Annotated in this window: 10 protein-coding genes; 6 read left to right on the forward strand and 4 right to left on the reverse strand. The window is 53.3% G+C overall.

Going from position 1 to position 15,054, the window contains the following annotated elements:
* The first annotated feature begins 40 nt into the window (after nucleotides 1-40).
* The 3 genes from FRY97_RS09515 to FRY97_RS09525 all read left to right on the forward strand — a co-directional run bounded on the left by FRY97_RS09515 (nucleotide 41) and on the right by FRY97_RS09525 (nucleotide 6,455).
* Entirely contained in the window at nucleotides 41-1,468 is a 1,428-nt protein-coding gene (locus tag FRY97_RS09515) for a pyridoxal phosphate-dependent decarboxylase family protein (RefSeq protein WP_147167220.1), read from the forward strand.
* 77 nt (nucleotides 1,469-1,545) lie between these two features.
* Nucleotides 1,546-4,107: an alpha-glucan family phosphorylase gene (glgP, locus tag FRY97_RS09520; RefSeq protein WP_147167221.1), complete on the forward strand. Its 2,562-nt coding sequence runs from the start codon at nucleotides 1,546-1,548 to the stop codon at nucleotides 4,105-4,107.
* A gap of 860 nt (nucleotides 4,108-4,967) precedes the next feature.
* Complete coding sequence (locus tag FRY97_RS09525) at nucleotides 4,968-6,455, forward strand: hypothetical protein (RefSeq protein ID WP_147167223.1); 1,488 nt, start codon at nucleotides 4,968-4,970, stop codon at nucleotides 6,453-6,455.
* Nucleotides 6,456-6,768: 313 nt separating this feature from the next.
* Here FRY97_RS09525 and FRY97_RS09530 read toward each other — a convergent pair whose 3' ends face one another.
* From FRY97_RS09530 to FRY97_RS09540, 3 genes are all read right to left on the reverse strand, one after another.
* Entirely contained in the window at nucleotides 6,769-7,326 is a 558-nt protein-coding gene (locus FRY97_RS09530; protein WP_147167224.1) for a hypothetical protein, read from the reverse strand.
* Between the two features lie 131 nt (nucleotides 7,327-7,457).
* Entirely contained in the window at nucleotides 7,458-8,855 is a 1,398-nt protein-coding gene (locus tag FRY97_RS09535; protein ID WP_147167225.1) for a hypothetical protein, read from the reverse strand.
* A gap of 423 nt (nucleotides 8,856-9,278) precedes the next feature.
* On the reverse strand, nucleotides 9,279-9,842 hold the full coding sequence (locus tag FRY97_RS09540) for a 30S ribosomal protein S16 (protein ID WP_147167226.1): 564 nt from the start codon (nucleotides 9,840-9,842) through the stop codon (nucleotides 9,279-9,281).
* A 441-nt stretch (nucleotides 9,843-10,283) separates the two neighbouring features.
* Here FRY97_RS09540 and FRY97_RS09545 point away from each other — a divergent pair, with 441 nt between their 5' ends.
* Nucleotides 10,284-12,971, forward strand: coding sequence for a choice-of-anchor L domain-containing protein (locus FRY97_RS09545; RefSeq protein WP_147167228.1), 2,688 nt, complete (start codon nucleotides 10,284-10,286; stop codon nucleotides 12,969-12,971).
* A 5-nt stretch (nucleotides 12,972-12,976) separates the two neighbouring features.
* On the opposite strand, the gene FRY97_RS09550 is transcribed toward FRY97_RS09545, so the two are convergent.
* Nucleotides 12,977-13,453: an Lrp/AsnC ligand binding domain-containing protein gene (locus FRY97_RS09550; protein ID WP_147167229.1), complete on the reverse strand. Its 477-nt coding sequence runs from the start codon at nucleotides 13,451-13,453 to the stop codon at nucleotides 12,977-12,979.
* 537 nt (nucleotides 13,454-13,990) lie between these two features.
* On the opposite strand from FRY97_RS09550, the gene FRY97_RS09555 reads away from it, so the two are divergent.
* Nucleotides 13,991-14,380: a hypothetical protein gene (locus FRY97_RS09555; RefSeq protein ID WP_147167231.1), complete on the forward strand. Its 390-nt coding sequence runs from the start codon at nucleotides 13,991-13,993 to the stop codon at nucleotides 14,378-14,380.
* Complete coding sequence (yjjX, locus tag FRY97_RS09560) at nucleotides 14,377-14,907, forward strand: inosine/xanthosine triphosphatase (protein ID WP_147167232.1); 531 nt, start codon at nucleotides 14,377-14,379, stop codon at nucleotides 14,905-14,907. Before FRY97_RS09555 ends, yjjX begins: the two co-directional genes overlap by 4 nt.
* The last annotated feature ends 147 nt before the right edge of the window (nucleotides 14,908-15,054 follow it).

Consider the following 15,054-nt stretch of genomic DNA (forward strand, 5'->3'; position numbering starts at 1 on the left):
CCTCATTGCTATTTTGCTGCTTCTCAAACGGAAAACGACCATGCTAGACCGAAAAGACTTCAGCTTATATGCAAGTGCCATTACCAAATGGATAGCAGACTACTTTCAGCAATTGGAGCAGCTGCCGGTGAAATCTGCAGTAAAGCCAGGCGAAATTTATCAGCAGATACCAGCCCATATCCCTGCTGAGGGGGAGCCTATCCCGGATATGCTCAAAGACCTTAGCGATATCATCCTGCCCGGTATCACCCATTGGCAGCACCCCAACTTCCATGCCTACTTCCCCGCCAACAGCTCAGTAGAGTCGGTCTATGCAGAGATGCTGACCGCAGCCCTGGGGGTGCAGGGTATGATCTGGGAAACCTCCCCTGCTGCGGCAGAGCTGGAAGAGCGCATGATGGAATGGCTACGCGATGCTATGGGGCTCCCCTCAAACTGGGAGGGCGTCATACAAGATACGGCATCTTCCGCTACGCTTGTAGCACTGCTCACCGCCCGCGAAAAAGCCACTGATTTCCAGTCCAATGAAACCGGCACTCCTGGACACCTTAGGGTATACTGTTCCACGCAGACCCACTCCTCTATAGAGAAGGGCGTGAAAATTGCCGGTATTGGCCGGCGCAACCTCATAAAAATCCCCGTAGATGAGCAGCTGGCCATGCAAGCAGAAGCCCTGGAAGCTCAGATCCGGGCAGACCTACAAGCAGGCCTACAGCCGTGCTGTGTCGTTTCGGCTATTGGCACTACTGGCACATTGGCCGTTGACCCCATAAAGGAGATCAGCCGGATATGCCAGGAATATGACATCTGGCACCACGTGGATGCAGCCTATGCCGGCTCTGCTCTGCTCTTGCCAGAATACCAGTGGATGGGGGAAGGCATAGCACAGGCCGACAGTTTTGTTTTCAACCCGCACAAATGGCTGTTCACCAACTTCGACTGTACCGCCTACTACGTTAAAGACCCTGGCATCCTGGTCCGCACGCTAGACATCCTGCCGGAATACCTGCGCACGGCGACCCGGGGGCAGGTCAATGACTACCGAGACTGGGGCATCCCCCTTGGGCGGCGGTTCCGGGCCTTGAAGCTCTGGTTTGTCATGCGGTCTTATGGGCTTAATGGGATGCAGGAAAAACTGAGGCATCATATACAATTGAACCGGGCATTTGCGGAGGGCGTGGAGCAGCATGCTGATTTTGAACTGCTCATGCCCCCTTTCCTTAATGCCACCTGCTTCCGCTATGCCCCGCAGGGCCTGCCGCCCCAATACCTGGATGAGCTGAACGAGTCTCTGCTCCAGCGGGTCAACTCCAGCGGTGAGGCCTACCTGACGCATACCAAAATAGGGAATACCTATACCTTGCGCATGGTGATCGGCCAAACTTACGTTGAGGAGCGGCATGTAAAAAAAACCTGGGCCCTGCTGCAGGGCCTTGCAGAGCAGTGCAAAAAGGGGGCACATACTTAGTGTAAATTTCACAAGAATACTTACCTGTTTCCGGAGTAATCCGGTTATTTTTGTTGGGTATCAACCGAATATCTAAGATGATTGGACAATTGAAAGACAAGCAAATACAGCTGAAGCGCATTTACATAGAGGCGAAACTACCCGAACCCCTGCAGCCGCTCAAAGAGCTGGCGAACAACCTATGGTGGTCTTGGAGCAAAAGCGCGATTGAGCTGTTCGAATCGATAGACCGGGAGCAGTTCATCAGCCTCCGCTACAACCCGGTAGCCCTGCTTGAAGAGCTGAGCCCGGCACGAGCACAAGAGCTGGCTGCAGACAGCAGTTTCATCCAACAGCTCAATTCGGTATACGCTGAGTTCCAGTCTTACCTTTCGGAAGAGCCAGCGGCCGATAGCCCGCAGATTGCCTATTTCAGCATGGAATACGGCCTTCATATCAGTTTACGGTTGTACTCTGGAGGGCTGGGCGTACTGGCAGGCGACTACCTGAAGGAAGCTTCTGACTCCAACTCCAACATGGTCGCCGTCGGGCTGCTGTACCGCTATGGGTACTTCGAGCAGGCGATTTCCCTGCATGGGGACCAAATCAACAACTACCCCCCTCAAAAATTCACAAAACTCCCTATCCGCCCAGTGCGTGACGCTCAGGGAGAGTGGCTGAAAATCAGTGTAGGCCTCAAAGGGCGGATGGTCTACGCGAAAATCTGGGAGCTGAAAGTGGGGCGGATATCCCTTTACCTGATGGATACGGATATAGACGAAAACGACTGGCATGACCGCACCCTGACCCATCAGCTCTATGGAGGCGACAACGAGCACCGGCTCCGGCAGGAAATTTTATTGGGCATTGGCGGGGCCCGGGCCCTGCAGGCGCTCGGCGTTGAAGCTGACATTTACCACTGCAATGAAGGCCATGCCGCTTTCCTTAACCTGGAAAGGCTCCGGGGGTACGTCCGGGAACAACAGCTCAGCTACGCGGCAGCGGTAGAGGCTGTGCGCGCCACATCCTTGTTCACCACGCACACTCCGGTACCCGCCGGGCATGACTACTTTCACGAAAACCTTTTACGGGACTACCTGTACAATTATGCGCTTGAGCTTGGCATAGATTGGCAGACGTTCGTCGCGCTTGGCAAAATCGACCCGCACAACCACGATGAGCTCTTCTCCATGAGCCACTTGGCCATCCGCCTTTCACAGGAAGTCAACGGGGTAAGCCGCCTGCACGGCGCTGTTTCCCAGAAAATGTTCAATGTGCTTTACCCCGGCTACAATCCGGAAGAGCTGCACATCCACTATGTGACCAACTCTGTACACTACCCGACCTGGATTGCCAAAGAGTGGCACGACTTGTACGTGGAGACATTTGGCGAAGCATTCCTGAAGGATCAGTCCAACAAAGCGTACTGGCGCAAAATCTATGACGTCCCCGCCGAACAGATCATGGGCATCCGCCGCAAGCTCAAAGCCCGCCTGTTGGGCTATGTCCGCGATACTTTACAGGAAGACCTGACCCGCCGTGGCGAAAACCCGCGCAGCATCTTTGAACTGCTCAATGCGATACAAGAGGATGCCCTGGTCATCGGTTTTGCCCGCCGTTTTGCAACCTACAAAAGAGCACACCTCCTCTTTTCCAACCTCGACCGGCTGGCAAGCATCCTGAACAACAGCGGCCGGCCGCTGATCTTCCTTTTTGCAGGGAAAGCCCACCCGGCTGACGGTGGCGGGCAGGGGCTCATCAAGCACATCATTGAAGTCTCCAAGCGGCCAGAGTTTAAAGGGAAGGTTATCTTCCTGGAAAACTACAATATGGAAATGGCCAAGCTGCTGGTACAGGGCGTAGACATCTGGCTCAATACCCCAACGCGGCCCAAGGAGGCTTCCGGCACTTCAGGCATGAAGGCCGCCCTCAATGGCGTCATGAACTTCAGCGTGCTTGACGGCTGGTGGGCCGAAGGCTTCCGCCCCGATGCCGGCTGGGAGCTGCCCCTTGAGCGGACGTACGACAACCAAGAGCTGCAGAACGAACTGGATGCCGAAACCATCTACAATACGCTGGAGCACGATATACTCCCTAAGTATTATGACGTGGACGAAACGGGCATTTCTGAGCGCTGGGTAGCTTATATCCGGGCCATTATCGCAGAGGTGGCCCCAGAGTTTACCATGAAGCGGATGCTCGATGACTACTACAGCCGGTTTTACAATAAACTCTACGAGCGCGGGCAGCTCGCCAGGCAAAATGGCTGCAAGCAGGCCAAAGCCATCGCTGCGTGGAAACAGAACATGAAACAACGCTGGGACCACATTGAGCTGGCCCAGGCAGATACTTTCGACAGCGACAACCAGGCTCTGCAGACCGGGGAGGCTTTTAAGGCCACGCTCCGCATTTACCTCAACGGCGTACAACCTGAGGACCTTGGCGTAGAGGTCGCCTTCTTCAGCAGGGTGAACGAGGAGGAGCTGGAGCTGAAATTCACGCAGGAACTGGAACTGAAAGCAGTCCGGGACGGGCTTGCAGAATTCACCTGTACAGTTGACCCCAAGCTCGCTGGCGTATTTGAGTATGGCTTCCGGGCTTTCCCTAAGTCTGAGCAGCTCGCGCACCGGCAAGACCTGCCCCTTGTGAAGTGGCTGTAAGGGCTCCTTTGGCGACGGCCGTACGCTAAACTGCACTTGCCTGCCTGTTAGCTTCGCTGGCAGGCAGGCTTGTATTGGCTCCATCCCCCACTTCTTCAACTCAACTCCGGTTTTCAGGAAAGCAGCGGGCTAGCGCTGCGGAGGGGTGGGAAGCCCGCAGGGCCGAGCGGATAGCGAGCCCCGCAGCATAGCGGCACCTGCCGTTAGGCAGGGGAAGCCCCCCATCCTCACGGCAGGCCAAAAAAACAATCTGCTCGCGCATAGTATTTCTAGCCCTAACAAAAGCAGGGCTACAGCCGGGATCTCCACTGTAGCCCTGCTTTTGGGAAGGGGGCAAAAAAAGAACTGGGCAGTAGCAAAAGCTCTACCCAGTCCGAAAATAGCAACTATCTACTTATCTCCATTTAAGTTTATGCCCACCTTTGTGGGCATGCCCTTCTGAAAATAAAACACCCTAAATTCTTGCGGCCTGGCATACTGGCCTTTATGTCTTACAGGCGTTGGGGTGGCCAAAAGATGCTGGCCGGAGCCCCTGCTGCCCTGTGAAAGTCCCTCATAGTATCCCGGGAGCGCCCCCGGAAGAGCATTGCGTTCTTTTTGCTTTGCTCCTTGTCGATTGCTTACAGTTACAAATTTAAGGGAGGCCGGCACAGGTTTCAAACCAATAAAAAGCCTTATATTAAATTCCTAAGATCAAAACACCTGGTCCTAAAACACATAATCAATTAATTATCAAAGTTTTAAAATAGAAATTTGATTAAGTTTCAAAGCAGTCAAAAAAAATACGCTTTTTCGCCACTTTAACAGAAAACGGTATATTTTTAACAAAAAACGGTAGCAAAACACAAGAAAACGGCAAAATGAAGCAACAAAGCGACCTTTTTGACCTCATCAAATCCATGTCAAGGTCTGAAAAGCGGTATTTCACCCTTCATGCCAAAAAGAACGGGCGGGGCCATAGCCGGTACCTTGACCTGTTCAAGGCGGTCAATAAGATGGGCCAATACGAGGAAGGCAGCCTGCAACAGCAATTTGGGCCTAGCCTGCCCACAGACAAGCACTACCTTTACGAGTCGATTCTACAAAGCATGCGGGATTACAACCTCTCCAAATCCCGCACTGCAAAAATCAAGACCATGCTGCTTGACGCCCGCTTGCTATATCAGCGGGGGCTTTACCAGCAAAGTGAAGAACGGCTGCAGCAGGCGCACGAGCTGGCACAGGCTATGGACGACCAATTAGCGCTCCTGGAGATCAGCAGGGAACAGCTGAACTTTGTCTGGACAACGAAACCACAAGGGTACGGGGAGAAAATCGATCAGCTGCTTTCAGAAAAAGACGATTACATCAGGCACATCAACGAAGAGCTCACCTTTCTGTCGATGGCCTATAAAATACAGCTGGCCAAAGATCAGGGGCAACAAAAAAGGCTTCAGGAAGAGATTGGGGAAGAGCTGTTTAGCGGTGATGAGGGCATGCCAGAGACCGCTCACGCGCAGCGGCGCTATTTGCAGTGTGGCGCCTTGTTTGCCGATTTAAGGGAAGACCATGAAGAAGCCACTCAGTTTTATGCCCGTATGGTAGCGTGGTGGGATGCCTACCCTCTGATCAGGGAGGAAAGCTACAACAGGTACCTTGCCGATGCCTTCAACCTGCTGCACGCTACCTACACCCAAAAGCGTTATGCCCCCTTCAAAGCGATGCTGCAGCGCTTGTCCAATGAAAAGCCGGTCAACTACCACGACCAACGGCTGGCGTTCAAACAATTGGCCAACTATCAGCTGCTTTATCACATCAACCTTGGCATAGCCGAAGGCCATCAGGAGCTGATCAAAAAAGTAGAGGAGGGCATGGCCCTTTACCGGCTCAACGAAGTCAGCCGGCTCATTATCGCATTCAACGTGACCGTCCTACTGCTCATCCTTGGGCAGCCGGAAGCTTGCCGCCGTTGGGGCGGCACGGTACTTGACCATTACAACAGCACCCTCAACAGCACTGCCTTCCGGTGCTCCACCCTGCTCATCGTACTGCTTGCGGCCATCAGCCAAGATGACATAGACGGGCAGGAATCCGCTTCCCGCGCCTTGTCGAGGTCGGTGCGGAAAGCCACAGGCGCATTCCCTGCTGACTTCTTCCGCACAGCGGCAGCCTATCTGAAAAAAATCGGCCGGGCTGCACCCGGAGAGGCAAAAGACATGCTCGAAGCACTGGCCGAGCATCTCAACACCAATGACAACAAGCCCCCCTTGGGCATGGACGACCTCCTCCTGAATTGGATACAAAGCAGGCTCAGCGGCTTACCGCTCAATGAAGTGTTCAGGAAACAAGCTCAGGCGGGGGAAGCATAGATGGCAGCGTGTGGCGCAACCGCGCTAGCTTTTTCGAAGCCACTCTACCTGGAAATGGCCAGATGCTATTGGGCGCAAACCCAATTGTCGTTTTTTTGCCTGCCCCCTCCGCAAGGATAGGGGCCTGCCCCTGCCCGATGGCAGGTGCCGCTATGCTGCGGGGCTCGCTATCCGCTCGGCCCCTCGCCTTACAGGCGTCGGGTCTGGCCTTCGGCCACCCCTGCGCAGCGCTAGGCCAAGGCAGGCTATAGCCCGGAATGCTTAGCCCCCTGCGGCATTTGGGCTCCCCCACCCATGTTATCCAACCAGGCCACTATGCATCCGTCTCTTCCTCTTCGTGCAAGACCAGGCTTTTCAAGAGTATAGCATTGCCTTTGCGCTGAACGCTCAATACGTGGCGTGACAAGTCAAAGAAGGCGATTTCCGGTTTATAGTCTACCTCTGAGCCCCCCTTGCGGATTTCCACCTCGGTAGCGCCAACAAAGCAGAGCGTCAGGTTCCGTTTGTGATAGGCGGCAGACCACACTGTTTTTTCAAAATCAAGCTTAGCCTCTTTCCCGTTTGCACTGAGCGCGAGCGGCTGAGCGGAAGATACAGACAAGCCTTCCCCTTTAGTGGGCGGGGCCTGAAAATCGGTAGCAACGGTAAGCTGCCCCTTTAGGGTGCCGATGAGGATGCCCTTGTTATTGTCGAGGGGGAAAGCGATGGCGCGCCCATTATCGATGAGGAATAAGGTATCCATTTCAGTGGAAAAGGTAAGGCTGTTGACCATGGTATAGACATTTTGCCGGAATATCCGCACAGGCAGCTGTGAGGGGCTGCCAAGGAGCAGCCGTTGCAGCCAGGAAAGCAATCGGCGGATGGGGTTCATAATTTAGATTTGTTCAATGGCCCGGAGGCGAGCCGTAGCAAAAATAACAAATCCCGAGTGCCCACAAAGGCAAAGCGCCCGCTGCAGTGCAACGGGCGCTTTGCCTTATTTCCAATTTGCCCCTAAGAGCATTACGCATCAGCCTTTTTCCGCTTGCGGCGGGTTTTGAACATTTCCACCACTTCTTTCTCTTTGAGGAAGCCGAGGTCTTGGAAAGTAGTAGAGACGAATTTCTTGATATCCTGATAATCTTTGCCCCGTTTGTCGGTGTACTTCTTGAGCAGCTTGCCGACATACTCCAGGCTCAGCTCTTTGAGCAGCTGATTGAACTGCTGATTGGCGAAGATGCTGATGTAAGCAGGGTACAGCTTCGAGATTTCGAATAATTCAGGGTAATCCGCCACCTCCAGATTTTTGACCAAACGCGCGAAGTAGCCGTAGATGGTCTGACGCACACACTCGTTGATGACGCTCAGCCCTTCCCTGCGCATGTAAAAGTGCTTGACCGCCTCCTGTGCTTCCTCTGTGGTGTAACCTTTGCCGTGAATGACATCCATCAGGCCGTAATAAGCCGACAGCTCGTCTTCAATGCTGTGGTCTACCACTTCAGACATCAGTTTGTCCGCCTCAGGGGCAATCGTCACATCTTCGCTAAGATGAAGCTCCAGGAGGTAATCGAAATACGACTCTTCAAACCCTGCAGTATCTTTCCTGATGGCATTGAAGTGTTTGGAGAGGTGAGCACGGTCGTCCTCGCCCAAGTCGAAGAACAAGGCGAAGAGCACCATGACTTCCATATGCTCCCTATGCCCCTGGAACTCTTTGTTTTCCACAAATGCTTTGAGGTGTGGTATGATGCTAGAGTTGTCATACCCGCCTTTAACACGGAAAAGCAGGAAGCGTTTGAGCTGTGCATAGAGGACCTTAAGCTCAGAAAGGCTTTGCGGGAACTCTGCAGACATAAAGTTATCACTGCGGAACTGCCGCTGATAGCGCTGATAGCCTAGCACACGCTCTTCCAGCAAGCGGTAGCGCTCCAGCTTTTGGCCCTGCAAGAAATAACGCACCCGCTTGTTGTCGATAGCATTGATGAGGTTAGTGACCCAGATGTCGCTGCTCAGTGCAAACCCCATTTGAATAGACTGCCCGATACGCTTGCGCAGCAGGTCAAAGTTAGCAGAATTGCAGATGGCCAGCAGCACCTCCTTGAAGTGGTCCTGTGGGCGGGCATACTTCATGCGCTCGGCATGCACTTCCCCCCTCAGGACCGTAAACCCGAGGATTTTAGGCAGGTAAAGCCCTTCGAACTCAGGCTTCAAGAGCAAGGTTTCGAGGTCAATCAGCTGAAGCGGGTGGCTGCCGGCCACCTCGTCGTATATTTCAGCAATGCGGGGCTCGAAAGCCTCTTTCAACTCCATATATTGCTCTTCCTCCTCTTCTTCGAGGTAGGCTTGCAGCGCTTCAGACTCCTGGATTTCGGCAGCCAGCGTGTCTAGCCGTTCAATGTAAGCTTTCGCTAATGGTTGCATGGTTAACTGATTTTAGCGACCCGCAAAAGCGGGTAGATAAACGTCTTGCGCCCGGGCGGTGCTGCCCATTTAGAGCGTGTTGGGATTTTGGTCTTCTAATCAAAAAATGCAGTTTGCAGACCGATTACTAAAGCCCCAACACGCTCTTGGAGATGCCGGAGCAGCATTTCTTCACCCTTTTGCCTGCGCAAGGCTAAAAAACAAACCTGATAGTGCAAATTAATGCACTACCAGGTCAGAATATTAGAATTAAAGTATTGCCTTGGTAGTTTGTTGGAAAGGCAGGCTTCCTGCATCGCCAACGCTGACAAAGATAACGGATTGCGCCAGAACCTACAAGCTTTGCCCGATTTTAATAGCAAAAGGGCGCTGCCCACTGTTGTACAGCAGGCAGCGCCCTTTATCATTCGGCAAAGACTTGAGTTAGTCTTTCTTTTCTTCTTCGCCTTCGGCCGGAGCTTCTTCCGCGGCAGGAGCTTCTGCTTCAGGAGCTTCCGCGTCCTGTCCTTCCACGCTTTCAGCAGCAGCTTCTTCTACAGGAGCCTCCTCCTCCTCGACTACAGGTGCAGTCTTGGGCGGTGGCGTGCCTGAGAGCTCAGCAAGGCGCTGACGGTTTTCTTCAGCTGTTTTTTCAAAGCGGTTAGCGATTTTAGCTTCTTTAGCCTCGATCCACTCCTGATACTTTGCTTCAGCTTGCTCTTCTGTGAGCGCACCTTTCTTGACACCAAGCATGAGGTGGCGCTTGTAGTATACCCCCTTGAACCGAAGGATAGCTCGGACAGTATCCGTTGGCTGAGCTCCTTTTTCGAGCCAGTCGAACGCTTTGTCACGGTCGATTTCGATTGTAGCAGGCTTTGTCATTGGGTTGTAAGAACCCAGCCGCTCGATAAAGCGGCCATCACGAGGTGAGCGGCCATCCGCTATCACGATGTGGTAGAAAGGACGCTTCTTGCGGCCCTTTCGCTGTAAACGTATTTTAACTGCCATTGGCTTGTTAAAATTATTATGATGAAACATTACCCGCTTACCTTGGAGACCAAGCGGCGGGTTTTTAACGGCGGCAAAGATAGGGGAATTCCTGCGAACGTTCAAGCTAAACCCTCAATCCTTTTTTTGCAGGCCTGGCTTACTGATGCACCACAAAAACAGACAACGCTGCATTGCTATCAGCGGTCGGCCATCAGCTCAGGGCCACCTCTCGAGGTTTGGGCCCGATAAATTGTTTTTACCTATATTTGATACGTGAATAGCAACTATCGTGCTGAACGTGCCTGCGGCATTTGCAGCATGATGTAAGTGCCAATGCTCTTACACCCCCCATTACCCTTCAATTGGGGCACTCTCCTGCCCCGGCAGCCCAGTGCTCCGGACAGTCCTCAGGGCTGCCCCTGAATATTTTATGAAGGTAAACCCGGCTCAGCCCAAAGCATGCACAAACGAGTTGTAACACATATTCTGATCTATGTACTTTTGCTGCTTGCCACAGCGGGCTACCGTTATGCCCCGTTAGTGCCTGCCGCACCAGCACCCCCACCCTATGGCATTGCCACGAGCAACGAGTACACGGTAGAAGAGCTCATTCGCGATATCTTCGTGGCAGGCACCTGCGACAATGTCTCCAATATTGAGGCCATTGGCGATACCCGTGGCATTGGCTACTTTGAGGACGAGCAATCTACCCTCGATATGTCGCGCGGGATCATACTCGCCACCGGCCCCATCGAACATGCAGCAGGCCCCAATGAAGCCACTGACCGCTCTGGCAACTTCAACGATAGCCAGGGCGATCCAGACCTGAGCCTGCTTGCCACTTTTGATGTCCGAGATGCCGTGGGCATTGCTTTTGACTTCGTCCCTCTTGATTCTACCGTCTCTTTCAGTTACGTTTTTGCCTCCGAAGAGTACTGTGAGTTTGCCGGCAGCATCTACAACGACGTGTTCGGCTTTTTTGTCAGCGGCCCCGGCATCAACGGTAATTTTTCCAATCAAGCTGAAAACGTTGCCCTCATTCCAGGCACCAATGATTTTGTGAGCATCAACAACGTCAACCACCAGGAAAACGAGAGCTATTACGTACATAACGAGCTCAATGAAGACTTGGTGATTTGCAATACCCCGCCTCATCCGGGCGCCTACCTCAGCCTCATTGAGTACGACGGCTTTACCGTACGCCTTACCGCTAAATTGAACCTGGTGCCCTGTGAAACGTACCGGATCAGGCTTGTCGTCTCCGACGTTGGCGACAACTTCTTTGACTCTGCCGTATTCTTGGAAGCAGGCAGCTTTGACCTTGGCGGAGAAGTGAGCGTAAAGACCAGCCCGGTGGGGGCTTCGGCCTTGCAACCTGCTGAGGAAGGCTGTGGCGGTGCGGCCATCGTTTTTGAGCGCCCGCCCGGCGCCCCAGATGAACAGCCGGTTTCTGTCAATTATATTGTACACCCCTCTAGCACCGCTACCGCAGGGGAAGACTTTGCCCCTTTGCCCGGGTATGTCACCATCCCGGCTGGCAGCAGCAGTGTGAGCGTTCCGGTAACAGTTTACAATGATGGCATCCCTGAGCCCCAGGAGCACATCTCTATTTGGCTGGATATCCCCTGTGCATGCTATGCCGATTCCACAAAAGTATACCTTCAGGACAGCCCGCCCCTGCAGCTGCAATTGCCTGACGCCTACATCTGCGAAGGTGGCACAGGCTCTTTGCAGGCCGGCTACCTTTCCGGCACCCCGCCCTACACCTATGCTTGGAGTACAGGCAGCAACAGCCCGTCTATCGATATACCAGGAGTGGCTGGCAATTCCTATGAGCTGACGGTCACCGATGCCTGCGGCAATATGGCTATGGACACCGCCGTCTCCCACTTGGTAGCCCCCCCTTCCGCCGTGCTGAGCGGTATGGCAGATATTTGTGCAGGCGATACCGCATGGCTGCCGCTGCAGTTGTCCGGATCTCCGCCCTGGGAGATCAAGTACCTCCTGAACGGGGAGGAGCAGCCTTCCCTCATTTTGGACAGCCACGGGGATTTCCCGGCTACCCTGAGCGGTGCCTACCAACTGACGGAAGTCTTTGACGCCGGCTGCAGGGGCGAGGCTGAAGGCAGCGCCAATGTGATCGTACGCGAAATACGAGCGGTGGGCAACACCACAGATGTATCCTGCTTTGGGGCGGAAGACGGCCGCATCTCCGTCGTACTAGAAGGGGGCAGCCCTCCTTATGATTACTTCTGGCTAGACCTTCCCGCTCCCACTCTTGAACGACAAGGCCTTACCGCCGGCGATTATGTGCTTGCTGTCGCTGATGCCGGTGGGTGTCAGCAGGAGTTTACTTTTTCTATAGGCAGCCCTGCCCCTATCCAAGGGCTACAGCCTGACTGTGAACGGCTCGAAAACACAGGGGAGCTTGCCTTCTCCATTTTGGGCGGCAGCCCGCCTTTTGAAATATTTGTAGATGGCCAGCTGATGGCACTCGAAAGCCTGCCCAACCTCCTGCAAGCCGGGCAAGCTTACCATATCCGCATAGCAGACAGCAGGGGGTGCACCTTTTCAGAAGAGATGGCCTGGCCCGCCGGGGCAGCTGACTACCTTAGCCTCCCATCCAAGATCACCATCAAACTTGGGGAGATGGACACCCTGAGGCCCCTCATAGGATACCCTTTGGCATTAATCGACGAGGCGGCCTGGCTGCCAGCTACCGGGCTGTCTTGCACAGACTGCATGGAGCCGGTCCTCCAAATCATAGAAAGCAGGCACTACACCTTTACAATGACCGATATTTACGGCTGCCAAGTGTCCGCCGATGTATTTATAGAGGTAGATGAGCGCATCAGTACTTTTGTCCCGACTGCCTTTTCTCCAAATGGCGATCAGGTCAACGATTTGCTGACCGTATTCGCCAATGATTTCCAGGTGGCCCAAGTGCTGCAGTTCCAAGTTTTCGACCGATGGGGAGGGATGATGTATGAAGCCCGGGACTTCCCGCCCAACAGTCAGCGGATTGGTTGGGACGGCACCTTCCGGGGCTCCCCTATGAACGAGGGGGTCTACACCTATGTAGCAAAGCTGCTCCTATCCAACGGCAACGAGCGCATCCTTGGGGGCCACTGCATACTCATGAGGTAGGCGCGCTACGCTTCTTTTTCTACAATATTGATCGGTCTATTGATGCTCTCCTGCAAAGAGATAAAGGTTTCTGTACGCTGTATGCCCGAAATTTTCTGGATTTTATCGTGCAGCACCTCCCTGAGGTGAGTGGTGTCCCGGCAAATGATCGTCGCAAAAATGCTGTACAGCCCTGTTGTGTAATGAGCAGCGACTACTTCCGGTATTTTTTCCAGCTCCCCGGCCACATCCTCGTACAGAGAGCTTTTATCGAGGTAGATGCCTAGGAAAGCGGAAATATCATAGCCCAGCCGCTCGTGGTCCACAGCAAGGTGATAGCCCTTTACAATCCCTGCATCCTCCATTTTTTTCATGCGCACGTGGATCGTCCCCCCTGAAACAAAGAGCTGTTTTGCAATATCCGTGTAAGGCTTTTTTGCATTCCGCATGAGGATTGATAAGATTTGTTTATCCAAATCATCAATTTCTGCTCCTTTAGCCATAATTAACAATTTACTTATCAAAGCCGCATATTACTTGAAAAAATTCAAAAAATCACTTTTCAGCTTGCCTTATCTGTATAATTTTTAACCCTATTCAAATATCTTTCGGTATCTCTGCGCCCCTGCCATTGGGAGCCCTGCGCTTTGAGCCGCCGTTTTTGTTGAAGCCTGTTTACCCTGCGGCTTTTGACTGGGTATTGAACATCTGATCTACCCCAGCCTTATTTAAAAGGATAACGGAGTGACCTTGCGCTAGGGCTGACGTCTCAGGAGGCAAGCAGAACTTCGGCTGCCCGTGCAATGGTGGAATCAACTGCGCGCCGGCTTTTTCAAGAGCTTAGCCTATACGGAATGCCTCAGAAAAGGCATAGCGTGAGCAGGAAAGCGCCTTTTCAACCTTGGGATGCCCCCTTGGCACCAAGTCTATTCAACGACATGAAAAAATTGGCGGGTATACAAAGGGGAAAACCTAAATTGCCCGTTATCTTTGATAATTTCGTACTGAAGAACTGATCAATAACTCCTTCACTACCCACTATGAAAAATACCGTTTTGTCCAGCCTTCTGCTCGGCGCAGCTGCCATTGCCATCCTCCAATCCTGTGCTGAGGAGCCCACTCAAATCAAGGAGAACCTGCCTGGCAGGTGGGAGATCACTTCCGCACTCCGCGACGGCCAATCGGCAGCTTCTTTGGCAGAGCTCTACTACGAATTCAGCGAAAATGGACAGATGAACACCAACCTGCCCATTGCTTCCGGGGCCAGTACTTACACCATAGACGGGCTGGGGATCACCCAAGATTACCAAGGGCAGGAGATTTACTATCAAGTAGCTGATATTTCTGACAGCACACTGATACTAGAGACAGAGCTTAGGGATACCCGCTTCACTTTTTATTTCCGCAAGGGCCAACCCGCTTCAGAATGATCACTGTTGTAGCCGCATCTCAGAATCCGGTCAAGCAATTGGCTGTGCGCGAAGCCTTCAGCCAGGCTTTCCCTTCCCAGAAAATAAAGGTAGCCGGCGTCAGCGTAGCTTCTGGCGTAGCAGACCAGCCCATGACAGACGAGGCGACCTTACAGGGGGCCATCAACCGGGCACGCAACGCTAGGGCACTGCATCCTAATGCTCAATTCTGGGTAGGGCTCGAAGGTGGCGTTGACGAGTGCCCGGTATCTGGCATGCAATCTTTTGGCTGGATGCATATCCTTTCCCCCGATCGGGAGCAGAGCTGCCGCAGCGCGTCTTTTCCACTCCCCACAGCGGCGGTAAAAGCCCTCAAAGCTGGCGAAGAGCTCGGGCCGGTTATGGACCAGCTGTTCCATGAGCACAACTCACGGCAAAAGGGCGGAGCGGTCGGGCTGCTCACCAATGAGCTTGTGAGCCGGAAGGACCTTTACGTGCAGCCCCTTATTTTTGCGCTCGTCCCTTTTCTGCACCCCGGCAGGTTCTAGCATCAGGTATGGGCACCACAGATCAGGGGCATCCTTGCTGCCTTGCACAATAATCACACCTCAGCTTCAGTTTTCCAAAAGCCTGCTGCAGATCATCGGCTTGTTGCGCTGGCTCAGTGCAATGGGAAAAGTGAGCTGTCCTAATCC

Origin of the sequence: Phaeodactylibacter luteus, assembly GCF_007993045.1 — a bacterium.
Lineage (GTDB): Bacteria > Bacteroidota > Bacteroidia > Chitinophagales > Saprospiraceae > Phaeodactylibacter > Phaeodactylibacter luteus.

What these genes read in the sequence shown, in the direction of transcription:
- FRY97_RS09515 (WP_147167220.1), top strand. Translation starts at nt 41, where the DNA reads ATGCTAGACCGAAAAGACTTCAGCTTATATGCAAGTGCCATTACCAAA.
- glgP (WP_147167221.1), top strand. Translation starts at nt 1,546, where the DNA reads ATGATTGGACAATTGAAAGACAAGCAAATACAGCTGAAGCGCATTTAC.
- FRY97_RS09525 (WP_147167223.1), top strand. Translation starts at nt 4,968, where the DNA reads ATGAAGCAACAAAGCGACCTTTTTGACCTCATCAAATCCATGTCAAGG.
- FRY97_RS09530 (WP_147167224.1), bottom strand. Translation starts at nt 7,326, where the DNA reads ATGAACCCCATCCGCCGATTGCTTTCCTGGCTGCAACGGCTGCTCCTT.
- FRY97_RS09535 (WP_147167225.1), bottom strand. Translation starts at nt 8,855, where the DNA reads ATGCAACCATTAGCGAAAGCTTACATTGAACGGCTAGACACGCTGGCT.
- FRY97_RS09540 (WP_147167226.1), bottom strand. Translation starts at nt 9,842, where the DNA reads ATGGCAGTTAAAATACGTTTACAGCGAAAGGGCCGCAAGAAGCGTCCT.
- FRY97_RS09545 (WP_147167228.1), top strand. Translation starts at nt 10,284, where the DNA reads ATGCACAAACGAGTTGTAACACATATTCTGATCTATGTACTTTTGCTG.
- FRY97_RS09550 (WP_147167229.1), bottom strand. Translation starts at nt 13,453, where the DNA reads ATGGCTAAAGGAGCAGAAATTGATGATTTGGATAAACAAATCTTATCA.
- FRY97_RS09555 (WP_147167231.1), top strand. Translation starts at nt 13,991, where the DNA reads ATGAAAAATACCGTTTTGTCCAGCCTTCTGCTCGGCGCAGCTGCCATT.
- yjjX (WP_147167232.1), top strand. Translation starts at nt 14,377, where the DNA reads ATGATCACTGTTGTAGCCGCATCTCAGAATCCGGTCAAGCAATTGGCT.